The organism is Flaviramulus basaltis (assembly GCF_900114265.1).
GTDB lineage: Bacteria > Bacteroidota > Bacteroidia > Flavobacteriales > Flavobacteriaceae > Flaviramulus > Flaviramulus basaltis.
Map to the genome: position 1 here is coordinate 389,976 of NZ_FPKV01000002.1, position 25,272 is coordinate 415,247.

17 protein-coding genes and 1 tRNA gene are annotated in these 25,272 nt (G+C 30.9%); 16 read left to right on the forward strand and 2 right to left on the reverse strand.

Features of this window, described 5'->3' with window-relative positions; genetic code table 11:
- The first annotated feature begins 260 nt into the window (after positions 1 to 260).
- The 8 genes from BT151_RS08375 to BT151_RS08410 all read left to right on the forward strand — a co-directional run bounded on the left by BT151_RS08375 (position 261) and on the right by BT151_RS08410 (position 7,008).
- Positions 261 to 899: a peptidylprolyl isomerase gene (locus tag BT151_RS08375; RefSeq protein WP_072401349.1), complete on the forward strand. Its 639-nt coding sequence runs from the start codon at positions 261 to 263 to the stop codon at positions 897 to 899.
- Positions 899 to 1,603 carry a 16S rRNA (uracil(1498)-N(3))-methyltransferase gene (locus BT151_RS08380; RefSeq protein WP_072401350.1) on the forward strand — a complete coding sequence of 235 codons (705 nt, stop codon included), beginning with the start codon at positions 899 to 901 and terminating at the stop codon, positions 1,601 to 1,603. Before BT151_RS08375 ends, BT151_RS08380 begins: the two co-directional genes overlap by 1 nt.
- A gap of 5 nt (positions 1,604 to 1,608) precedes the next feature.
- The gene (locus tag BT151_RS08385; RefSeq protein ID WP_072401351.1) at positions 1,609 to 2,250 is read left to right on the forward strand and encodes a DUF4159 domain-containing protein; all 642 of its coding nucleotides are present in this window, start codon (positions 1,609 to 1,611) and stop codon (positions 2,248 to 2,250) included.
- Positions 2,251 to 2,255: 5 nt separating this feature from the next.
- Entirely contained in the window at positions 2,256 to 2,585 is a 330-nt protein-coding gene (locus tag BT151_RS08390; protein ID WP_072401352.1) for a hypothetical protein, read from the forward strand.
- Between the two features lie 185 nt (positions 2,586 to 2,770).
- Positions 2,771 to 3,268 carry a TrmH family RNA methyltransferase gene (locus BT151_RS08395; protein WP_072401353.1) on the forward strand — a complete coding sequence of 166 codons (498 nt, stop codon included), beginning with the start codon at positions 2,771 to 2,773 and terminating at the stop codon, positions 3,266 to 3,268.
- A gap of 105 nt (positions 3,269 to 3,373) precedes the next feature.
- Positions 3,374 to 4,462 (forward strand): AI-2E family transporter, encoded by a 1,089-nt coding sequence (locus BT151_RS08400; protein WP_072401354.1) that lies wholly within the window; start codon positions 3,374 to 3,376, stop codon positions 4,460 to 4,462.
- 8 nt (positions 4,463 to 4,470) lie between these two features.
- Positions 4,471 to 5,649, forward strand: coding sequence for a THUMP-like domain-containing protein (locus tag BT151_RS08405; protein ID WP_072401355.1), 1,179 nt, complete (start codon positions 4,471 to 4,473; stop codon positions 5,647 to 5,649).
- Between the two features lie 75 nt (positions 5,650 to 5,724).
- On the forward strand, positions 5,725 to 7,008 hold the full coding sequence (locus BT151_RS08410) for a hypothetical protein (RefSeq protein ID WP_072401356.1): 1,284 nt from the start codon (positions 5,725 to 5,727) through the stop codon (positions 7,006 to 7,008).
- Positions 7,009 to 7,067: 59 nt separating this feature from the next.
- Here the strand turns inward: BT151_RS08410 and BT151_RS08415 are convergent.
- Positions 7,068 to 7,141: transfer RNA gene (locus tag BT151_RS08415), tRNA-Arg, on the reverse strand.
- 296 nt (positions 7,142 to 7,437) lie between these two features.
- Here BT151_RS08415 and BT151_RS08420 point away from each other — a divergent pair.
- The 7 genes from BT151_RS08420 (at position 7,438) to BT151_RS08450 (ending at position 21,835) form a co-directional block, all read left to right on the forward strand.
- The gene (locus BT151_RS08420) at positions 7,438 to 10,197 is read left to right on the forward strand and encodes a helix-turn-helix and ligand-binding sensor domain-containing protein (protein ID WP_245794763.1); all 2,760 of its coding nucleotides are present in this window, start codon (positions 7,438 to 7,440) and stop codon (positions 10,195 to 10,197) included.
- Between the two features lie 229 nt (positions 10,198 to 10,426).
- Positions 10,427 to 13,444 carry a SusC/RagA family TonB-linked outer membrane protein gene (locus tag BT151_RS08425; protein ID WP_072401358.1) on the forward strand — a complete coding sequence of 1,006 codons (3,018 nt, stop codon included), beginning with the start codon at positions 10,427 to 10,429 and terminating at the stop codon, positions 13,442 to 13,444.
- 10 nt (positions 13,445 to 13,454) lie between these two features.
- Entirely contained in the window at positions 13,455 to 14,987 is a 1,533-nt protein-coding gene (locus BT151_RS08430; protein ID WP_072401359.1) for a RagB/SusD family nutrient uptake outer membrane protein, read from the forward strand.
- A gap of 16 nt (positions 14,988 to 15,003) precedes the next feature.
- On the forward strand, positions 15,004 to 17,145 hold the full coding sequence (locus BT151_RS08435; protein ID WP_072401360.1) for a hypothetical protein: 2,142 nt from the start codon (positions 15,004 to 15,006) through the stop codon (positions 17,143 to 17,145).
- 10 nt (positions 17,146 to 17,155) lie between these two features.
- Positions 17,156 to 18,772, forward strand: coding sequence for a glycoside hydrolase family 16 protein (locus BT151_RS08440; protein WP_072402607.1), 1,617 nt, complete (start codon positions 17,156 to 17,158; stop codon positions 18,770 to 18,772).
- A 4-nt stretch (positions 18,773 to 18,776) separates the two neighbouring features.
- Positions 18,777 to 21,071 carry a beta-glucosidase BglX gene (gene bglX / locus BT151_RS08445; protein ID WP_072401361.1) on the forward strand — a complete coding sequence of 765 codons (2,295 nt, stop codon included), beginning with the start codon at positions 18,777 to 18,779 and terminating at the stop codon, positions 21,069 to 21,071.
- The gene (locus tag BT151_RS08450) at positions 21,071 to 21,835 is read left to right on the forward strand and encodes a glycoside hydrolase family 16 protein (protein WP_072401362.1); all 765 of its coding nucleotides are present in this window, start codon (positions 21,071 to 21,073) and stop codon (positions 21,833 to 21,835) included. Before bglX ends, BT151_RS08450 begins: the two co-directional genes overlap by 1 nt.
- A gap of 90 nt (positions 21,836 to 21,925) precedes the next feature.
- Here BT151_RS08450 and BT151_RS08455 read toward each other — a convergent pair whose 3' ends face one another.
- On the reverse strand, positions 21,926 to 23,575 hold the full coding sequence (locus tag BT151_RS08455) for a solute:sodium symporter family transporter (RefSeq protein ID WP_072401363.1): 1,650 nt from the start codon (positions 23,573 to 23,575) through the stop codon (positions 21,926 to 21,928).
- A gap of 128 nt (positions 23,576 to 23,703) precedes the next feature.
- On the opposite strand from BT151_RS08455, the gene BT151_RS08460 reads away from it, so the two are divergent.
- Entirely contained in the window at positions 23,704 to 25,269 is a 1,566-nt protein-coding gene (locus BT151_RS08460) for a hypothetical protein (protein ID WP_072401364.1), read from the forward strand.
- Positions 25,270 to 25,272: the final 3 nt, after the last annotated feature.

Consider the following 25,272-nt stretch of genomic DNA (forward strand, 5'->3'; position numbering starts at 1 on the left):
TTTTTTGAAATTTAAGAAGAAAAATGATTTTCCATTATTTAATCAAGATAATTACTTAAATCATTTTATCGTTTCAATTTTAATTACTTTCATATGCATTCAATTAATTTTTATTTTTAATTCTCTTTTTAGTATTATTCTATATTATACTAAAAAGAATAAATAAGTTATAAACAACACCTTCTTAAAAACTTATTTTTTAAGTATTCATATATCTTATCATTACCTTTAAATTTGAAACAGAATTCAAAACCTACATTATGCAAAAACAATTACTTTTTTTAATCTTTATTAGTATCACATCTTTTCTAAATGCCCAAACTTCAACAGAAAAAGAATTAGCTATTATTGAAACACCCGAACAAATTAAGACTTATTTAGACTCTAAAAAATCTAAAAAAAATAAACTCGTTACTTTTAATGAAGAAAAACATAAAACGAAACTAGCCAAAGCCCTTTTTAAACTTCATGTTGGTGGTACGGAAACGAGTGAAAACGAATTTGAAAAGACCTTTTATAAAGTTGTAAATAAAACGACTAAAACCTATTACAGAGTCGCCTACATTTATTTAGATGGCTCTAAATATGATAAAGCTAATATAAAAGCTACAAGAGATGAGATAATTAGTAAATGTAAAAAAGGAATAGCTTTTGATTTTTTAGCAAAACAATATTCTATGGATGGTAGCGCTAATAAAGGCGGTGATTTAGGCTGGTTTACAAAAGGAGAAATGCATCCAGAATTTGAAAGTAAAGTACTTAATAATAACTACGGTTTAAATGATGTATTTACTATTGACATTCCTTCAAAAAATTGGTATTATGTCGTTTTAAAAACCCACGAACCAAAAGAAATTTCAGAAATAGAAGTTTTAAAAATTGTTGAAAACAGAAATTAATGCAACTTTTTTATAATCCAAATATAAACGAAAATACCAATCAATTTTCTTTTCCAAAGGAAGAAAGCAAACACATTGTAAAAGTTTTACGTAAAACTACTGGAGATACATTACATATAACCAACGGTGAAGGTTGGCTATTTACTGCCGAAGTTACGTTACCAAATATTAATAAATGTACCGCTAATATTGTTTCAAAAACATTTCAAACAAAACATAATTACAATTTACATTTAGCTGTAGCACCAACAAAAATGAATGACCGTTACGAATGGTTTTTAGAAAAAGCTACCGAAATTGGAATAGATAGTATTACACCTATTATTTGCGAGCACAGCGAACGTAAATTCATAAAACCAGAACGTTTTGAGCGTATTTTACAATCGGCAATGAAGCAATCTTTAAGTTGTTATTTACCAAAATTAAATGATGCGATAACGTTTAAAGACTTTATAAAACAAGCGTTTATTGGCGATTTATTCATTGCCCATTGCGAAGAAACCGATAGAAAATCTTTAAAAAGTCAACTAAAATCAAAAACAGATATTACCATTTTAATTGGACCAGAAGGCGATTTTTCTGTTAAAGAAATTAAAGAAGCTTTAGAAAATAATTTTATTCCCGTAACTTTGGGAGAAACCAGATTACGTACCGAAACCGCAGCTATAGTAGCTTGCCATTCGGTTGCATTTATAAATGAGTAATTAATATGAAATTATTTTTAACTTTTATCTTTTCAATATTAACTTTCACATTGTTTGCTCAAGATTTAGCGATTTTAAAGTATAAAGGTGGTGGTGATTGGTATGGAAACCCTACTTCTTTACCCAATCTTATCAAATTTTGTAATCAAAATATACATACTAAAATAAATCCTAAACCAGAGAGTGTAGAAGTTGGTAGCACAGATATTTTTCAATATCCAATGTTACACATGACTGGTCACGGAAATGTTTTTTTTAGCGAATCTGATGCCGAAAACCTCCGTAATTATTTGCTTTCTGGTGGGTTTTTACATATTGATGATAACTACGGAATGCAACCATACATTACCAAAGAACTTAAAAAAGTATTTCCTGATAAGGATTTAGTGGAACTTCCTTCTAGTCATAAAATATTTAATATTGCTTATAATTTTCCTGATGGTTTACCAAAAATACATGAACATGATGGTAAACGCCCACAAGCTTTTGGTCTTTTTCAAGACGATAGATTAATATTATTATTTACATACGAAAGTGATTTAGGTGATGGTTGGGAAGACCCCGAAGTACATAACGATTCTGCTGATGTTAGAGAAAAAGCACTTAAAATGGGAGCTAATATTGTTAAATATGCTTTTGAAAACTAATCATTATGAAGTTATCCTATTATTGTAGTTCACACTCATGTAAAAAATTAAATTATATAAAAGTTAAGTCCAATAATAGGTATGATTTAAAAGAAGAAATTGGAGATGAAATAAATGAAAGATGTAAACATTGTGGAAATCATACTAAAAGGCATATTAATAGATTACATGCTGGACCAAACTATTTAATTATAGTAACAGGTGTAATTCTTGCTATAATATTTACTATCTTGTTTTGGGATTTAGGTTTTATAACTACACTTAGTGGTACTGCTCCTATAGCTTTATTGGTGAAGGAAAAAAAAAAGCAAGTACTTTTAATAAAGTATTATTAAGAGATTGATTTGGACGAAATTATTAACATTATTTTCTCTCTAGTTGAAGGTTTTTTTGAGTTTAAATCTCCAAAAGAAAAAATTTCTAAAAAGATAAAAAGAATTTTAATTGGAACTTTATTATTTATATTATGTTTTTCAACATTAATACTATACATAGTTCTTAGCAATAAACCTTAAATCAATTGCAACTTACACACTATACTTCCCATTTCAAAAAACAAAAATTTCCAATTATATTGGTTTGCGATAATGTAACTAACACCCCTAACATTGGTAGTTTATTTAGAATTTGTGACGCTTTTGGCATTGAAAAATTAATTCTCTGTGGAGATGTTTCTCTAGGTAGAAAAATCACAAAAACGTCAAGAGCGACTGAAAAATTTGTGGATTATGAAATACTAGAATCTGCTTTAAGCGTAGTTGAAAATCTTAAAAATGAAGACTATCAAATTATTTCATTAGAAATTACAGATACAAGCAAACCAATTCATACTATAAAATTTTCAAAAGAAAAACCTATTGTATTAGTCATTGGTGATGAAAATTTTGGAGTTAAAGAAGCTATTTTAAAAATATCTGATACCATTATTCATATTGATATGTTTGGTCAAAATAGTAGTATGAATGTAGTACAAGCGACCAATATTGCCTTATATGAAATGACAAAACAACTTTTATAACGTTATTTTTGAGAAGGAACTTTACAATCTATTAATGTTTTATTATTGTTTATGAGATTGGTTCACCAAGTTCGCAATGACGATAAATAATATTATATTTACTAAATGAATTCCAACACTATTTCAAAAGGTATTTTAAGAGCTATAGCTATTATTTTGGGTATAGCTTTAGTTTTATGGTTTTTATACCAAATACAATCTGTTATTGTATACATAGCTATTGCTGCCGTAATTTCTTTAATAGGAAGACCTGTTGTTTTGTTTCTTGAACGACGATTAAAATTCAATAATACTATAGCTGTTATAGTCACCATGGTATTGCTTTTAGGCTTATTTACAGGCTTAATGGGTTTATTTGTTCCTTTAGTAATAAAACAAGGTCAAAACTTATCATTGCTTAACATTGACGAATTACAAGGAAATGTTGAAAACTTATACAGTGAAATTTTAACCTATTTTGATTTACATCAAATAGATGTAGAGCAATCTTTAAAAGACTCTAAGCTGCTTTCAAAAATAGATTTCTCTTTAATTCCTGATTTTTTAAATTCAATAATTAGCGGTTTAGGTAGTTTTAGTATTGGCTTATTTTCTGTGCTTTTTATATCCTTTTTCTTTTTAAAGGACAGCAGATTATTTGAAAGCGGCTTAATGACTTTCATTCCAGAAAACAAAGAATCTCGTTGGAAAAAGTCATCAACAAAAATTAAAGATTTACTATCACGTTATTTTGTTGGGCTCATTGTTCAAATCTTAATTCTTTTTATAATCTACACCATTGGCTTACTCATAATTGGTGTTGATAACGCTATTGTAATTGCCTTTTTATGTGCTTTACTAAATCTTATTCCATACGTTGGTCCTTTAGTTGGTGCTTTTCTAATGTTAACACTAACTATGACAAGTAATTTAGGGGAAAGTTTTAGCGATGTTATTTTACCAAAAACATTCTGGGTATTTATTGTATTTTTAATTGGTCAATTAATTGATAATTTTGGAAGTCAACCTATTATATTTTCAAAAAGCGTTAAATCGCATCCTCTTGAAATTTTCTTAATTATTTTAATCACTGGTATTTTATTTGGAGTTGTTGGATTAATCATTGCAGTGCCAGCTTACACGGCTATAAAAGTGATTTTAAAAGAGTTTTTATCTGAAAATAAAATTGTAAAAAAACTTACCAAAGACTTATAGTTTTCAACTTGAATACAAATATTCTAAATACTGAAATTCAAGCGTTTATTAATGATAACTTAAACGCTAATATCACTTCCTTGCTACTAAAAGGAACCTCTTTTTCTACTGTTGAAACTAAAGATATTATTGAACAAATTGAAGCCAAAAAACGTTGCGAAAAAAAATTACCAACTTGGTTTACAAGTAAAAAAATATACTACCCCAATAAATTAAATATTGAGCAAACATCTTCAGAAATTACTGCTGAACATAAATCACAATTAATTAATGGTGAATCAATTATAGACTTAACTGGTGGTTTTGGTGTCGATTGTTATTACTTTTCTAAACACTTTAAAACAGTTAAACATTGTGAGATAAATGAAGTATTATCAAACATTGTTAACCATAATTACAATCAGCTAAATGTTAAAAACATAATCACTTTAAAAACTGATGGTATTGAATACTTAAAAGATATTGAAAAGAAATACGATTGGATTTATATAGATCCTTCAAGGCGTCATGATAGTAAGGGTAAAGTCTTTTTTCTAAATGATTGTTTGCCAAATGTTCCAGAAAATTTAGAACTACTTTTTAAGCATTCTAAAAATATCATAATAAAAACATCACCTCTACTTGATATATCTGTTGGTATTGGCGAATTAAAACAAGTTAAAACCATACATGTAGTTGCTGTAAATAATGAAGTTAAAGAATTGCTTTGGGTTCTAGAACATGAATTTACAGGTAATGTACAAATAGAAACTGTAAATCTAAAAAAGGAGGATAAAGAGAGTTTTACTTTTTCTTTAAAAAGCGAAAAAACCTGCGAATCAAAATATAGTCAACCACTCACCTATCTGTATGAACCAAATGCTACTATTTTAAAAGCTGGTGGATTCAATTCAATAAGTAATCAACTAGATATTTTTAAACTTCACAAACATTCTCATTTATATACTAGCAACAATTTAATAGATTTCCCAGGAAGGTGTTTTAAAATTGAGAAAGTAATTCCTTATAATAAAAAAGAGCTAAAAAAATCTGCTATTAATAAAGCCAATATTACCACACGTAATTTCCCTGAAACCGTTCAACAAATTAGAAAAAAACTAAATATAAAAGATGGTGGAAACACTTATTTGTTTTTTACTACTAATCATCAGAATCAAAAAATTATAATACAAACAAATAAGCTTTAAAATTTCATTAGAGTTTCAATTCGTTTTAAATAAGCACACATTTATTATAAGCTTTATTTAACTTTAACTTCTCTTATGAAGAAAGTTATCTACTTTGCAATAATCTTACTATTAGCCTTTCTAATAGCAACATATATATCATTAAATAATAGCGAAAAGGAAAAGGCTCTTTCTATCTTAATTAATATTGATAATGTTGACAGTTTCAACTTTAAAAAGCATGATTCTGTTCTAGTTGCTGCTAGTTTTCTCTATAATTCAAATGATTTCAAAAATATTATGCAAGGAGAGCATTATAGAAAAGCATGGGCTGCACCTATAAAAGTGCCTATTGTTTTTTTAGACACACTTTTTGGTGGCTCAAAAATTATTGATATTGGAGGTGGTAAACAAACAAAATCCTTAAAATTAGAAACAGAAAATGGAACCATTTATACCTTAAGAAGTATAAATAAAAATCCAAATCCGTTAATTCCAAGCGCTGTTAAATCTCTAGGTCTTGAAAACATAATTATTGATGGCATTTCTGCTCAACATCCTTATGCAGCAATTCCTGTTGCTCATTTAGCACAATCTGTTGGGCTATTGCATACACATCCAAAAATAGTTTTTCTTCCTAAGCAATCGTCATTAGGTAAGTATAATGATGTGTTTGGTAATAAAATATTTTTGCTTGAATATGAAACTAAGGGTAAAGTTAATTGGACAAAGTACTCAAATGTTCTTAAAATTCTAGATACCGATGGATTAATAGAGCTTAAAAACAAAGAAAAAACCCGATTGACTATAGATAAAGAATTACTAATAAAAAATAGGCTTTTTGATTTAATTATTGGAGATTGGGATAGACATGCTAAACAATGGGGTTGGGTAATAATAGATGAAGACAGTAAACTAAAGGCAATACCCTTAGCTGGAGATAGAGATAATGCTTATTTTAATATGGAAGGCATTATTCCTTCAATAATATCTAATCCAAATATGGTTAAAGAGTTACGTTCTTTTGAAAAAGATATCAATAATATGTCTGGTTTGGTACAACCTTTTGATAGGTATTTTTTAATTAACACAAATGAAGATCTTTTTATAAAACAAGCTTACCTTTTAAAAACGCAATTATCAGATAAACTTATTGATGAAGCATTAAATACATGGCCTAAAAATATTCTAGAATTAGATGGTAAGGAAATAAAAAATAAAATGATTAACAGAAGAAATAATATAGTGGCATATGCTAAAAACTTCAAAAAAACTATAGATAAAGAAGGGTATCTTAAAGAATGGCCACTTAAAGGTTGTGAGGATCTTGAATTACAAGAAAGCCTAAAGATTTGTTTTGAATGCTTAGAACAGCAATAAATACAAGCAAAAATTATCTAAAAACAAAAAAGCCTCACTATTTCTAGTGAAGCTTTAAGTGAGCCCTGAAGGATTCGAACCTTCGACCGCCTCCTTAGAAGGGAGGTGCTCTATCCAGCTGAGCTAAGAGCCCTCAAGAAAACATTTTCGTTTTCCGGTGTGCAAATATAAAATTAACTATATATCTAACCAAAAGAAATCTTTAATAAATTTCATTAGTTTTATTTATTAATCCTAACAAATTTATATTTAATGATTTATAATCACAAACAACCTCAATAAACACAAGTTATTAACCACACAAAAACTATACAAAACCTCTCTGAATAGTTATTTTTATTATATTTAACAACACTACAACTAATTATAAATGCATTGAAACTAATAAAATTAATATTTCTATTTGCTCTTTTTTGTGTGATATCAAAATTGCAAGCTCAAGAGAGACCACCAATTCAGGATTATTTACCTAACGAATATGGTGCAGAGAACCAAAATTGGTCTATTTCCCAATCTGAAGATAAAAATATTTATGTAGCAAATAATAAGGGCTTATTAGAATTTAATGGTGCAAAATGGACAGTATATCCTTCTCCCAATAAAACAATTATAAGATCTGTAAAAGTAATTGGTAATTTAATATATACTGGTAGTTTTAGAGAATTTGGTTATTGGTCTAGTAATAATTTAGGTATACTTAATTATTACTCTTTATCACAAAAACTAAATATTCCCTTTTTAGAAGACGAAGAATTATGGAATATTGTTGCTATAGATGATTGGGTTTTGTTTCAATCTTTAAATAGAATCTACATTTACAATATAAGTAACGAAAGTTATTCTATTATAGATTCAAAAACTATTATATATAAGATTTTCAAGGTAAATGAAAGTATTTATTTTCAAAAAATAAATGATGGTGTTTACGAAATTATTAATGGTAAAGCGCAACTAGTTTCTAATGATAAAATACTAAAAGAAAATTTATTAGTAAATACATTTATTCGAGATAATAAATTACTTTTTCTTACGGAGGACAACGGGTTCTATATCTTCAATAATCAAAAATTAGAAAAATGGAATATTCCAGCAGACAAAGAACTTTCTAAACTTAGAATTTATAGTAGCAAGCGTTTAAAAGATGAAAGTTTTTTACTAGGTAGTATATCTGATGGTGTTTTACAACTTTCTTCTACAGGTGAAATTATCCATAAGCTAAATCAAAACACAGGACTTAGTAATAATACGGTATTATCTGTTTTTGAAGATGTTGAGAATAACATATGGTTAGGTTTAGAAAATGGAATTAACTGCATAAATATAAAATCGCCTTTAAGTATTTTTAATGATAAAGAAGGCAAAGTAGGCGCTGTAAATACTTCCATTTTACATGAAGGCATTTTATATATTGGCACAAACCAAGGCTTATTTTATAAAAAATATAATACTGAAAATAGCTATACTTTTATTGAAGGAACAGAAGGTGCGGTATGGTGCCTAAATAAAATAAATAATGAGTTGTTTTGCGGACATAACTCAGGAACTTTTTTAATAAATAAAGGCAACGCTGATTTAATTGTTGATGTTCAAGGAACTTGGAATATTAAAACTATTGAGGGTAATGATAATTTATTACTTCAGGGTAATTATTCAGGATTACATGTTTTAGAAAACAAAAATGGAAATTGGCAATTAAGAAATAAAATTCAAGGCTTTGATATTTCTAGTCGTTACTTTGAGATGCTTTCAAAAAATGATGTATTTGTAAGTCATGAATATAAAGGTGTTTTTAAAATAACCTTAAATGATGAATTTACTAAAGCCATCGTTGTAGAAAAAGAAACATCAGTTGAAAAAGGTTTAAAAACAAGTTTAGTTAAATATCAAAATAATATTTTGTATTCTCACAAGACCGGTGTTTATAAATATGATAACTTAAAAAATACTTTTGTAAGAGATTCCGTGTATAGCAAATTATTTAGTAAAGACGAATATTCCTCCGGAAAGCTTATTGTAGATGAAGAAACTAACAAGGTTTGGGCAACATCATTACATGGTTTAAGTTATTTATCACCCAGAAAGTTAAGTAATGTACCTAAAGTTAGTAGAATATCAATACCTAGCAATTCTAGAAATGATGTTTCAGGATATGAAAATATAACCTATCTCGATAATAATAATTATTTATATGGTAATTCAAAAGGTTATATAAAAATAGATTTAGACAAAATTATTCAAAAACCATTTAATATTGTTTTAACACAAATAACCAATAGTAAGTTTAAAAATCAAGATTCAATTGTTCTCCTTGATAAATCTATAAAAGGAGATTTTGTATACACAAAAAACAACGTAGAGTTTAGCTTTAGTGTTCCAGAATACGAAAAATATGCGATACCAGAATATCAATATAAATTAGAAGGAATTTATGATAATTGGAGTCAATTATCTACCAATTCTCAAGAGTTATTTGAAAACTTGCCATATGGAGATTACACTTTTAAAGTAAGAGCCCAAATTGGTGATGCAAACTCTAGTAATGTTGAGAGTTATAATTTTACAATTGGAAGACCTTGGTATTTATCAAATAGCATGATTGCTACATATATTGCGCTAATTTTATTATTCTCACTAATTATGCATAATATTTATAAGCGCTATTATAGAAAACAACAAGAAACAGTATTGCTAAAAAAACAACGCCAATTAGAGTTAAAAGAACTTGAAAACAAGGAGCAACTTACACGTTTTAACAATGATAAATTAAGACAAGATATAGATAACAAAAATAGAGAGCTTGGAATTTCTACAATGAGTTTAATAAAGAAAAACGAATTTCTAAATAGCATAAAAAAAGAGCTTCAAAATGCTAAGGACAATAAAAATATAAGTAACGTTATTAAAATAATAGACAGAAATTTAAATAATACAGATGATTGGCATCTTTTTGAGGAAGCATTCAATAATGCAGATAAAGACTTTTTAAAAAGAGTAAAATCCCTACATCCAGAATTAACTCCAAATGATTTAAGGCTCTGTGCATATTTGAGATTAAATCTATCATCTAAAGAAATAGCACCACTACTAAATATATCTTCTAGAAGTGTAGAAGTTAAACGCTACAGGCTTAGAAAAAAAATGGATTTAGAACATGAATCTAGCTTAACAGATTATATTTTGGAAATATAATAGCACTACAAAAGCATTTTTTACCTATACAACACCACAACATTATAGCAAATACAAATCTATTTGATTAAAAATCAGAATACCTTTTACGCTTATAACACTAGTAGTAATTGATATTTTGATATTAAAACATGCGTTTTTTTGCTATGTATGTTTTTTGTTGCGGTAAAATTTATCAATACTTCAATCTCTTTGTATAATTTTAATTCAAACTAAAACTAAACAATTTATGAGACACACGCTATTTAAAATTTTAACCTTATTCTTTGTAGCATATTCCGGCGCACAAAACATTAATGTGAGTGGAATTGTACAAGACGAAACAGGAATTCCTATACCAGGAGCAAATGTCATCGTGAAAGGAACAGGTAATGGTACCAGTACAGATTTTGATGGTAACTTTACTTTAAATGATGTTAAAATTAGCTCTACTATTTCCATTAGTTATTTAGGATATATAACAAAGGAAGTAGTGATTACAGACAACACCAAACTTACTATTAAATTACAAGAAGATCTAGCACAACTAGAAGAAGTAGTAGTTATTGGTTATGGAACTCAATCTAAAAAGGAAATTACAGGTGCTGTTAGTGTGGTATCTGCAGAGGCTATTGACGCTCTAAAACCAACACGAATTGAACAAGCTTTACAAGGGCAAGTTGCTGGTGTTAATATAACATCGCAATCTGGTACGCCTGGTGGTGCTTCTACAATTAGTATTAGGGGTGTATCTACGAATGGAGATAGCAGACCTTTAATATTAGTAGATGGTAATGTTATTGAAGATTTAAGCGTTATTAACCCTAGCGATATTGAGAGTATAAACATACTTAAAGATGCTACTGCTGGTATTTATGGTGTTAGGGCTGCAAATGGGGTTATACTTATAACTACAAAAACGGGACGTAAAGAAATGCCTCTAACAATAGAATATAATGCTTATGGTGGTTTTCAACAAACTACTAGAAAAATTCCAGTTTTAAACGCATCAGAGTATGGCATAATTGTAAATGAAGCTTATGCTGCAGGTGGTAATACGCCTCCATTTTCTGATATTTCTAATTTAGGTATTGGAACAGATTGGCAAGATTTGGTTTTTGAAAGTGCTCCAATACAGAATCATAACATTCTTTTTAAAGGTGGTGGTAAAAATTCTTCATATTCATATAGTGGCTCTTTTTTAACACAAGACGGTATTGTGGGTGGTAGTAAATCAAATTTTACACGTTTTACAAATAATGCTAGTTATAATTTAGATTTTTTAGAGAATTTTAAATTTACTTCGGGCATCACTTTAATGAGAACTAATAAAAGAAACCTTCCAGAAAACTCAAATTCATCAGTACTTTTTAACGCTATAAATATGGCGCCTACATTTACAGTTTATGATGAAAATGGAGATTACACACTAGCAGAAGGATTGGGAGGAGAAGTTATTAATCCACTGGCTCAAATTGCAGATATTTTTGATAGAGGAAAAATCATGAAACTGAGTGGTAACGCAGGGTTATCATATAATTTTTTAGATCATTTTACAGCACAATCTAATATTCAATTTAACTATGCAGAGGTTAGCTCAAAAGTATTCAACCCTATTGCTAAATTTGGTAGTGGTAAGAATAGCAATGTGGATAGAAGTAGTGTTTTTGAAGGTTTAAATTATTTTAGAGATTACACATTTGATGCTTTTGTTAAATATGAAAACAAGTTTAATGATATACATAATGTAAATGTCCTTTTGGGAACATCTGTATTTAAAACAACAGGAGAATATACTGGAGCAACAGGTTACGATATTCTTGATAATAATGTTATAAATGCTAATTTAGACCAAGCGTCAGATATTGTTAACATTAACCAAAACACAGGTAGAAATGCAACTTTCGATTCTAGATTGCTATCTTATTTTGGAAGAGTACAGTATGACTATAAAGGCAAATACTTATTATCCGCAGTTATAAGAAGAGATGGCTCAACAAAATTTGGTCCAGAAAATAGATTTGGATATTTCCCGTCAGGTTCTGTTGGGTGGATAGCATCTGATGAAGATTTCCTTAGTGATAATAATTTTATAAATCTTTTAAAAGTTAGAGCTTCATATGGTATTCTAGGTAATGATAGAATACCTGATTATAGATATGTATCTCTTTTAAATGGAGAAGGAACTTATATTTTTAATGATAAAGAATTAATTGGTACAGCTACAGGAGGTATTGCCAACCCAGAAATTAGATGGGAAAAACAAAAAACATTAGATATTGGTTTAGATATGAGAATATTAAATAATAAAATTGATATCACAGCCGATTATTTTAAAAAGAGAACAGAAGACTTATTAGTTATACCACAAGTATCAGGTTTATTAGGAACAGGAGGCGCGCCAGTTGTAAATGGTGGTGTTGTTGAAAATGAAGGTCTTGAATTTGCAATTGGTTACTCTGACAATTTTAGTGAAAATTTAAAATTTAGCATAAAATATAATGTTACCTACTTAAAAAATGAAGTTGTTTCTGTAAATACAGATGATGGTTTTTTAACAGGAGGTTCTTTCGGTATAAGTCAACCAGCACCCTCAAGAATGGAAGCCGGATTTCCTCTAGGGTACTTTTATGGTTATGAAACCGATGGTATTTACCAAAATCAAGCCGAAATAGATGCATCTGCAGTTGGAGATCTTGCTCCTGAACCAGGAGATATTAAGTATGTAGACCAAAACAATGATGGTGTAATAGACTTAGCCGATAAAGTTGATATAGGCAATCCTATACCAGATGCAACAATGGGGCTTAATATTTCATTAGATTATAAAAACTTCGATTTTGCTGCTTATGCATTTGCATCTATAGGTAACGAAATTGTAAGGAATTACGAACGTGGTCAACAATTAACAAATAGAACCATTTCTTATTTAGATCGTTGGACAGGAGAAGGCACAGGGAATTCTTTTCCAAGAGTATCAAACGGAGCGACACCAAATGGTTTGTTCTCAGACTTCTATGTAGAAGACGGGTCATTCATTCGCTTACAAAACGTACAATTGGGTTACACTTTTTCTAGCAAGAATTTAGAAGATTCTAGAATTAGTAAATTACGTCTTTATGTTTCTGCAAGTAACCTATTTACACTTACAGAGTATAAAGGTTTCGATCCTACAGCATCTAGTGGTGCTCCAATAGGAGGCGGAATTGACCAAGGGTTTTATCCTAGTGCTAAAACATTTTTATTAGGAATTAACTTAAAATTTTAATTAAGGAACTATGAAAAATTTAAAAATAAAAAATATCCTTGCTTCATTAATTTTCATCGCACTATTTTCATGTGCAGATAATTTTATTGATGTTGATTCTCAAGATAAAAATTCAGGAGATTTTTTTAATACTGAAGAAGAATATCAAGAAGCATTAATAGCCGCTTACGATTTTTTACAAGCAACTGCTAGAAATTTCCAATTAGCAGAAATAGCTTCAGACAACTCCCTTTGTGGTGGCGAAAGTGCAACAGATTCACCGGGTATGCAAGAAATAGATGATTTGGTTCACACGTCAAACAATGCACAATTAAGAGAAATTTGGACTTGGATGTACACTGGTGTTAATAGAACTAACTACATTATGGAGTTTCAAGACAAAATCGATTTTCCAAACAAAACAGGTGTAATCGCTCAAACACGTTTTTTAAGAGCTTTTTATTATTTCGAATTGGTAAAATGGTTTGGAGACGTGCCTTTAGCTGTAGATAAACGAATTCAATTTGGGGATCAATTTGGAATTGAAAGAACTCCAAAAGCACAAGTGTATGCACAAATTGAACAAGATTTGATTTTTGCAGCAGCAAACCTACCTTATACACAAAACGAAACAGGTAGAATAACAAAAGGAGCAGCAGAAGCTTTACTAGGAAAAGCTTATTTATATCAAGATAAATTTGAAGAATCAGCAAATGTTTTAGAAAATTTAATTGAAAAAGGACCTTATGAATTATTACCTACTTCAGAAGCCAAATTCATGTTTGAAAACGACTATGAGAATAATATTGAATCAGTATTCGAAATTCAATATTCTGATGTTGATGGAGGCAGTTACGATTGCTTTTATTGTCTTGAAGGGAATTATGCTGTAGGATTTAATGGCATAAGAAGTTATGATGGCCCTCTTTTCGATTTTGGTTATAGTTTTAATGTTCCAACACAAGAGGTTGTAGATGCATTCGAAGATGGAGACATTCGCTTAGAATACTCTATACTAGACATTAATGCATGGGCTGAAGAAACAGGCGCCACTTTTACAATAGGTTTTGAACATACAGGATATTTTAATAGAAAATATATTGCTCGCCAAGGCGATTTAAATCAACCAGATGCAGCACTTACAAATCCTAATAATTTTAGAGCGATACGTTATGCCGATGTTTTACTTATGGCAGCAGAAGCTTTAAACAGAGGTAACATTAGTGATACAAGAGCTCAAGGTTATTTAAATGAAGTAAGAAACAGAGCAACGTTAGAGGATGTAACAACTACAGGCTCTAATTTAACGAACGATATTTATAAAGAACGTCGGGTAGAATTAGTAGGAGAAGGCCATCGTTTTTTCGATTTAGTTAGAACAGGTCGTGCTAAAGTAGAAATGGAAAATAATAACGGAATAGATGCCATTAAAAATGAAGATGGCGATGTAGTTCGTTTTCATGAAAATAGAACCTTTCAAGTAGGAAAACATGAAGTATTCCCTATACCAATTGAAGAAATACAATTAGCTGGTGGAACTTGGGATCAAAACCCAGGATATTAAAATTAAAAGATAAAATATGAAAACAATAAAATATATATTTAGTTTAGCTTTAGTCTTCTTTATAAGTTGTGCTGAAGACGACAACAATTTAAGTTTTGTTGACGAAGTTGCTGCACCAACAAATGTTTCTGCACTATTTCAAATAACACAAGACAATACGGGTACAGTAACCATAATACCCAATTCTGAAGGGGCAGTATCTTACAATATCTCTTTAGGAGATGATACAACAGAGCCTGTAGTTATAGAGAGTGGAGAAAATATAGTACATACATATAATGAAGGTGCTTACACAATTGGTATCGAGGCTGTAGGACTTACAGGGTTGACTACTTCAATAACTCAAGAGTTAGTGGTATCGTTTAATGCGCCAGAAAATTTGATGGTTACTATTGAAAATGACGCAGCAATTTCTAAGCAAGTTAATGTAACTTCCACTGCAGATTATGCGGTATCTTACAACGTATATTTTGGTGAACCAGGAAATGATGATCCAGTTACAGCTAATATAGGAGAAGTAGCATCGTATAATTATCAAGATGCTGGAACGTATACAATTAGAGTTGTGGCGATGAGTGCAGCTATAGAAACAACAGAGTATACAGAAGAATTTGAGGTTACTGCAATATTACAACCATTAGCAGGGGCACCAACACCATACCGTTCACAAAATAATGTTGTTTCCATATATAGTGATGCATATTCAAGCCCAGACCCAATAGATTTTTATCCTAATTGGGGACAAACAACCACCTTTGCACCATTAGATATTAACGGAAATAATTTTATTCAATATGGCGGATTAACATATCAAGGTATTGATTTTAATACCGCTCCTGTGGATGCATCTGAAATGGAATTTTTACATATTGATGTATGGACTGCAGATGATAATTTTAGTGCAAAATTATCACCAATAAGTTCTGGACCAAATGAAACAGCTTACGATTTAACATTAACTGCAAATCAATGGACATCATTCGATATTCCTTTATCTGACTTTACAGATCAAAATCCGTTAGTTGATTTTAGTAATATAATTCAATTCAAATTTGATGGGGTGCCATCTGGTGAAGGAACTATATTTATAGATAATTTATATTTCTATAAAGAACCTGCACAAGGAGGACCACTTGTATTTGACGATTTTGAAGGCAATGGAAACATTACAACTTGGGCTGGAGATGCTGCAGGAATGGACAATAATTTTGCAAACCCATTTGTTGATGCCAATAATGACTCAGCTACAGTTTTAGAATATAATGATACTGGAGGTCAATATGCTAACGTTCGTTTTGATACTGCATCAAACTTTGATTTAACTGGAGGAAATAGTACGTTTACTTTAAAAATTTACGTGCCTTCATCTAGTATATCTGGAACTCAACCTAATCAAATTTCTTTAAAACTTCAAGATGGAACAGCTGCTGAACCATGGGTTTTACAAACCGAAATTGTTAAACCTCTAACATTAGATACTTGGCAAGAATTAACATTCGATTTTGCTAACGATGTTACAGCAGGTCAACCAGATCCAATTAGTAGAACCGATTTTAACAGAGTTGTTTTACAAGTTAATTCAGAAGGTAATAGTGATACAGTTATAGCATACATTGATGATATTTCTTATGGAGTTTCTGGAGATACAGCTCCATTTGCAACAGATGATTTTGAAGGAAATGGTACAATTACAACTTGGGCTGGAGACGCTGCAGGAATGGACAATAATTTTGCAAACCCATTTGTTGATGCCAATAATGGTTCGGCAACAGTTTTAGAGTACAATGATACTGGAGGTCAATATGCAAATATTCGTTTTGATGTTAGCCCAAATTTTGATTTGCAAGCAAAAAGTAAGTTTACGTTAAAAATTTATGTGCCTTCATCTAGTATATCTGGAACTCAATCCAATCAAATTTCCTTAAAACTTCAAGACGGAACAGCTGCGGAACCATGGGTTTTACAAACCGAAATTATTAAGACTATTACACTAGATACATGGCAAGAAATAACATTCGATTTTGCTAATGATACTACTGCAGGTCAACCAGATCCAATTAGTAGAACCGATTTTAACAGAGTTGTTTTACAAGTTAATTCAGAAGGTAATAATGATACAGTTATAGCCTATATCGATGATTTCAATTATCATAATTAAAATTAAAAAAATGAAAAATATAAAGTATATCATAGGAGCCTTTCTTTCTTTCTTATTACTATTTAATAGCTGTCAAGATGATGAATATCCTGTAGGAGACATTCTTGCTCCTTCAAATATTGAAATATCTGTTACTTATATAGATGAAGGCGGAGAATCTGCCGCTCCAGGCTTAGGAAGTGGAGAGGTAATGTTTTCTGCTTCTGCAGATAACGCTACAGCATATCATTTTGTAATACAAAAACAAACAAAGCTTCAAAAATCCGGATCTGTAAACCATACATTTACAACCCTAGGAACAAACACCTATGCTGTTACTGCAATTGCTTATGGTACAGGAGGGAATTCTTCAAGTAAAACAATTGAAGTTGAAGTATTAGCACTTTATGAAGCACCTGCAGATTTATTAGATATGCTACATGGTGGTGGTGAAAAATCATGGAGAATTAAAGCAGAATCTAAACCTCATTTTGGTTTAGGACCTCCAGGTGGCTCAATAATTGCGGAATGGTATTCTGCAGGGCCTAATGAAAAAGCTTCAGCAGGAATGTATGACGATCGGTATATTTTTAGCGCAGATGGCACATTTACGCATATTACTAATATTGACAGTGGAGATAACACAGGTACTATTTTTGGACGTGTTGGTTTAATTGATGAGTTAGGATCAACAGGAGGAACGGTAGATGGTGCAGATGTTTCAAATTTACCATATAATGATTATTCAGAAAATTGGACATTAACTGCTCCAGGTGATGTTGAAACTTTAAGTTTAAGCGGCATTGGCTTTTTGGGGTATTACACCGGTGGTAACCATCAATATAAAATATTTAGTAGAACAGCAACAGAAATGGTAGTAAGTACTGCTGATGGTAATGGTGAATTCGAGTGGTGGTTTACATTAACTACAGAGGAAGAAGGAGCTAATAGTGAGTTTGAATCTGAGTTTAACACGCTTGCTTGGTCTGATGAATTTGACACAGCTGGAGCACCCGATGTAACAAAATGGACCTACGATTTAGGTGCAGGCGGTTGGGGTAACGGCGAGTTACAAACGTATACCGATAATGCAGAAAATGTTATAATTGAAGATGGTTCTCTTAAAATAACAGCCAAAGCTGATGGAACAGGATACACTTCTGCTAGATTAAAATCTAAAGGTTTACAAGAGTTTACCTATGGTCGTGTTGAGGTAAGAGCAAAATTACCGGCAGCACAAGGTACTTGGCCAGCAATATGGATGCTGGGTTCAAATTTCGATGTTGTTGGGTGGCCTGCTTCTGGAGAAATTGATATTATGGAGCAAACTGGGCAAGATAAAAGCGTAACCTCAGGTGCATTACACTTACCAGGAAATTCTGGAGGTAATGCTATTACTGGAGCAACTACAAATACAACTTCTACTACAGAATTTCATAACTATACCGTTGAATGGACTGCTACCGCAATTCAATTACTTGTAGACGATAGCGTATTTCTAACATTTACAAATACACCAGAGTCTCCATTTAATGCAGACTTTTTTATGATATTAAATGTTGCAATGGGTGGAAGCTTAGGAGGAACTGTAGATCCTGCTTTTACAGAAGACACTATGGAAATTGATTATGTAAGAGTTTACCAGTAAAAATATGAAGAAAAATAAATTGTATGTTTTCATTTTTGCTATGGCTGTTATTTTTTTGAGCTGTGACAAGAATCATAAAAATGATTTGGCTCTTATTGATACTAATGAAAGTGAATTAAGTATAGACGCAAAAGTTGAGCAATTACTTTCTAAAATGACTTTAGAAGAAAAGGTTGGTCAAATGAACCAGTATAATGGTTTTTGGAATGTTACAGGACCAACACCATCTACTGGAGATGCAGCAAAAAAGTATGAGCATTTAAGAAAAGGGTATGTTGGCTCTATGCTTAATGTTAGAGGTGTTGCTGAAGTACGAGCGGTTCAAAAAATTGCCGTAGAAGAAACCAGATTAGGCATCCCATTAATTATAGGTTTTGATGTTATTCATGGCTATAAAACCTTAAGTCCAATTCCACTAGCAGAAGCTGCTAGTTGGGATTTGGAAGTCATAAAAAAATCTGCTGAAATTGCTGCATTAGAATCTTCTGCAGCAGGTATTAATTGGACTTTTGCACCAATGGTAGATATATCCAGAGATGCTCGTTGGGGTCGTGTCATGGAAGGTGCTGGAGAAGACTCCTATCTAGGTAGTAAAATTGCCTATGCTAGAGTTAAAGGCTTTCAAGGAGACGATTTATCAAAACCCAACACAATCGCTGCTTGTGCAAAACATTGGGCTGGCTATGGTTTTGCCGAATCTGGAAAGGATTATAATACAGTTGATATTGGGACTTCAACTTTATATAATATTATTTTCCCACCCTTTCAAGCAACTATTGATGCCGATGTGAAAACATTTATGAATTCGTTTAACGAATTAAATGGAGTTCCTGCAACAGGAAATAAATATTTACAGCGAGATATCTTAAAAGATAAATGGGGTTTTAAAGGGTTTGTAGTATCAGATTGGGGTTCTATGTCAGAAATGATAAATCATGGTTATGCAAAAGATAAAAAGCATGTTGCAGAATTATCAGCTAATGCGGGTTCAGATATGGATATGGAATCTTATGCTTATGTTTCAGAATTAGCCAATTTGGTTAAAGAAGGAAAGGTATCTGAAGCTTATATTGATGATGCTGCGAAACGCATATTAAAAGTAAAATATGAATTGGGCCTTTTTGATGATCCTTATAAATATTGTGACGAAGAACGCGAAAAACAAATTACCGGAAGTAAAGAAATTAATGATGCTGTTTTAGATGTTGCAAAAAAATCAATTGTGCTTTTAAAAAATGATAAAGACATTTTACCTCTTAAAAAAAGTGGTCAAAAAATTGCATTAATTGGAGCTTTAGCAAATGATAAAACAAGCCCATTAGGTAATTGGAGAATTGGAGCAGAAGATAATTCAGCGATATCAGTCTTAGAAGGCATGCAGCAGTATCCTAATAATCAATTAAATTATGCAAAAGGTGCAGATTTAGTTACAGGAGAAACTTCATTTTTATTTGAATTAAAAATAAATACAACTGATAAAAGTGAATTTCAACAAGCAATAAATACTGCAAAAAGTGCAGATGTTGTGGTCATGGTTTTAGGAGAACATGGTTTTCAAAGTGGTGAAGCAAGAACTAGAGCAGAAATTGGATTACCTGGTGTTCAGCAAGAACTCTTAGAAGCTATTTATGCTGTTAATAAAAACATTGTTTTAGTTTTAAATAATGGTAGACCTTTAACTATTACTTGGGCAGATGCTCATATTCCAGCTATTGTTGAAGCATGGCAGTTAGGAACGCAAAGTGGTAATGCCATAGCACAAGTTTTATATGGAGATTATAACCCTAGCGGTAAATTACCAATGACCTTCCCAAGAAGCATTGGACAATTGCCAATTTACTATAATTACAAAAGCACAGGAAGACCATCAGCAAATGAACCAAATAGTGTATTCTGGTCGCATTATACTGATGAAAGCAATACCCCTTTATATCCTTTTGGCTACGGACTTAGTTATACCAAATTTTCTTATACTAATTTAAAAGTTAATAAAATTTCAACGAATAAGATTGAAGTTTCTGTAGACTTAAAAAACACTGGAAAGTACAAAGGAAAAGAAATCGCTCAACTATACATAAGAGACTTATTTGCAAGTATTACAAGACCCGTAAAAGAGTTAAAAGGTTTTGAATTAGTAGAGCTAGAACCAAACGAAACTAAAAACATCAAGTTTACTTTAACAGAAAATGAACTAGGTTTTTATAACAATGAAGGTGATTTTGTTGTTGAACCAGGAGATTTTATGGTGTTTGTTGGAGGAAGTTCTAATGCCGTACTTGAGCAAAAATTTGAATTATAATGAAGAAAATTATCTCAATATTAATATTAGGAACTCTTGTTTTTTCATGTAAAAATGAAGGACAAACTCTCGTATGGGAAGAAAATTTTGATGGTAATTCATTAAATGAAGAAACTTGGAATTTCGAACTAGGTAATGGCTGTCCCAACCTTTGTGGTTGGGGTAATAATGAACTTCAATTATACACTAAAAATAATCATGAAGTTAAAGATGGCTTTCTTACCATTACTGCTCGTTTAAAAGACTCAGTGTATTCATCTACAAGAATTACAACCCACAATAAATTTGAATTTAAATATGGTAAAATAGAAGCGAGAGCAAAATTACCTATTGGTAAAGGCTTGTGGCCAGCATTTTGGATGTTAGGTTCAAATATAGACCAAGTAGGTTGGCCAAAATGTGGAGAAGTAGACATTTTAGAATATATAGGGAAAGAACCTAATATGGTTTTTACATCATTACACACACAAGATAGTAATGGTGATACTATAAACACCAAAAAAACTCAAATAGATTCTATAGAAGATGGTTTTCATGTTTATGCTGCAAATTGGACAGAAAACAAAATAGAGTTTTTTATAGACGATAAATTGCTTTATACTTTTTCTCCTCAAGAATTAGATGATGAAAACATTTGGCCATTTAACCAGCCATTTTACGTTATTTTAAATATGGCTATTGGAGGAAATTTTGGAGGACCAGAAGTTGATAATTCTATATTTCCTCAAGAATTTATTATAGACTACATAAAGGTTTATAAATGATAAAATAAAATGATTGTTTAATCTAATCAGCTAAAAAAAGGGCATCTAAATAATTTAGATGCCCTTTTTTCTTTTTATATATTTTATAGTTTACGCAAAGTAAATATAAATAGAGACTACAATTAAAACAATTATAGCTCCAACTGTTTTTGTATACTTCCAAGGCACAATATCAACTTGTTGCGTATATTCTAACTCGTATGCTTCCTCTCTTGGTTTTATTTTTCCTATGATTAACATGATTATAATATTTAGAACAAATAATATAGCCATAACATGTAAAAAGTGTGGATAAGCACTAGCTTCCACTAAATTTAATGCAGCTTCATCCGTTACTCCTGAAGCCGTAGCTTTTTCAAGAGCACTTTCAACAAAATGAGGTTTTAAAACAAATTGACTTAAAATATAAAGTAATGAACCAGAAATAACTCCAATTTTTGCAGCTATAGCAGGAACTCTTTTTGTAGTATACCCAACAATAATAATTGTAAAAATAGGAATACTATAAATACCATTAATTTCTTGTAGATAAGCAAACAAACTTCCAGCATTAGCAATAAGCGGAGCAATAAACATAGCTGAAACAGCTAATACAATCCCAAATATTTTACCATATTTTACTACGGTTATTTCGTCTGCATCTTTATTAATATGTTGTTTATAAATATCAATACCAAAAAGAGTTACAGAACTATTTAAAACACTATTAAAAGAACTTAAGATGGCACCAAATAATACTGCAGCAAAAAAGCCAACTAAATATTTAGGTAATACAGCACGCACTAATTCTGGGTAAGCAAGATCACTAGTATCTAATCCACCTTTAAAATAATGGTAAGCTATTATCCCTGGTAATACTAAAATTAATGGCCCTAAAATCTTTAAGAAAGATGCTAATAAAAGTCCTTTTTGTCCTTCAGCTAAATTTTTAGCTCCTAAAGCTCTTTGAATTATTTGTTGGTTTGTTCCCCAATAAAATAGCTGAACAAGCATCATTCCAGTAAAAATAGTACTAAATGGTACTTCTTGCCCAGGTTTCCCCATAGAATGAAACTTATCTGGATTAGCTGCCATTAATATATCTATACCAGCGCTTACACTCCCATCACCTATAGCCATAAGACCAAAAACAGGTATCAATAAACCTCCAATTATAAGCCCAACAGCATTTATACTATCTGAAACTGCTACAGCTTTTAATCCGCCAAAAACGGCATAAATTGACCCAATAATACCTATTCCCCAAATACACAACCATAAGGCTTTAGTATCTGATACATTAAGCATTTCTGGAACATTAAACATCCCGCTAATAGCAACAGAGCCTGAGTATAAAATTACAGGTAATAAAACAACCACATAGCCTGTTAAAAACAAACCAGATGTAATTGTCTTTGTAGCAACGTCAAAACGTTTTGACAAGAATTGTGGCACGGTTGTTAAACCTCCTTTTAAATATCTTGGTAATAAAAATATGGCTGTCACTACCATGGCAATTGCTGCCAGAGTTTCCCAAGCCATAACAGATAAGCCATCTGTGTAAGCACTACCATTTAAGCCTACAATTTGTTCTGTAGATAAATTGGTAAGTAATAAAGACCCTGCAATAACGCCTGCTGTTAAACTCCTACCTCCTAGAAAATACCCGTCTGATGATTTTTCATCTGTCGAGCGTGTTGCGAAATAAGAAATTATGGCTACTAATGCTGTAAAGCCAACAAAAGAAATTAATCCAATCATGCTAATATTTAGTTTAGTTAGTTATTAAGTACCAAATATAAAGATTCAATTTTTAAATTTTAGACTATTACATACTAAATCATAGCTTCAAAAGTTATATTTTTAGCCATTATAAACGCATGCCTTTAATGAAACGCTACTTATACTTTACCCTTACATTAGGATTTTTAATACTTTGGAGTTCTTGCCGCAAAGATTTTGAATTTTCACCAAGTACTGGAAGTCTTCAATTTTCGAAAGACACCGTTTATTTAGATACTGTTTTCACAAACATTGGCTCTAGTACTTATAATTTAAAAGTATATAATAATAGTGATGATGATATTTCAATTCCATCAGTAAAGTTAGCCCAAGGAGAAACCTCTAATTACAGATTAAATGTTGATGGTATGGCAGGTAAAAGCTTTGAAAATATAGAAATACTATCAAAAGATAGTTTATATATTTTTATAGAATCAACCATAGATATTAATAATTTCACAAACCCGAATGGCACATATTTATACACCGATCAAATTGAATTTGATGCTGGTACAAATCAACAAAAAGTAGAATTAGTAACTCTGGTTCAAGATGCTATTTTTATTTATCCAGATAGAGAGAATACCACAAAAGTTATTGAAACCTTAACGCTTAATATAGGAGGCGAATTGGTTGAAACGAATTTACAAGGTCGCGAATTACTTCCCGAAGAACTTACATTTACTAATACAAAACCGTATGTTATTTATGGTTTTGCAGCTGTACCTCCAAACGAAACTTTAACTATTAATGCTGGTGCACGATTACATTTTCATGACAATTCTGGAATTATAGTTTCTAATGGTGCTTCGTTAAATGTGAATGGTGAATTTAGCACCGACCAAGATTTGCTTGAAAACGAAGTGATTTTTGAAGGTGATCGTTTAGAACCAAATTTCGCAGATGTACCAGGACAATGGGACACCATTTGGTTTTTAGATGGAAGCATAAATAACACCATTAACTATGCGACCATAAAAAATGCAACAATTGCGCTTTTAAGCGATGGTAACCCAAATGAAGCGACAAATAAACTAACCATAACAAACACCCAAATTTACAATTCTAGTGCTTTTGGTGTTTTAGGCAGAAATACCTCTATTGCTGGCGAAAATGTGGTTATTAATAATGCAGGGCAATCGTCTTTTGCGGGAACTTTAGGTGGAAAATACAATTTCACACATTCTACTATTGTAAATTACTGGAATAATGGGTTTAGACAATTTCCTTCGGTTTTACTAAATAACTTTATTTTAGATGAAGATAATGTAGCGACTATTACAGATTTAGCCGAAGCTAATTTTAATAACTGCATTATTTATGGGAATGATAATCCAGAAATTATTTTAGATGAAATTGAAGATGATGCCATCGTTTTCAATTTTAAATTCACCAATTGCTTAATCCGTTTTCGTGACAACAATAATAACTTTACTGGGCCTAATTACGATTTAGAGGATACCAATCATTATGAAGGTAATACTTTTAATGAAGAACCAAATTTTCTAGATACAGAATTAAATAAATTAATTATTGGAGATGATTCTGCGGCTATCAACAAAGGATTATCAACTTTTGCAACCCAAGTCCCTAATGATATCTTAAATACAAACAGAACCACTTCACCAGATTTAGGAGCTTACCAACACATCACTTTTCCAGAGGAAGATTAGAAA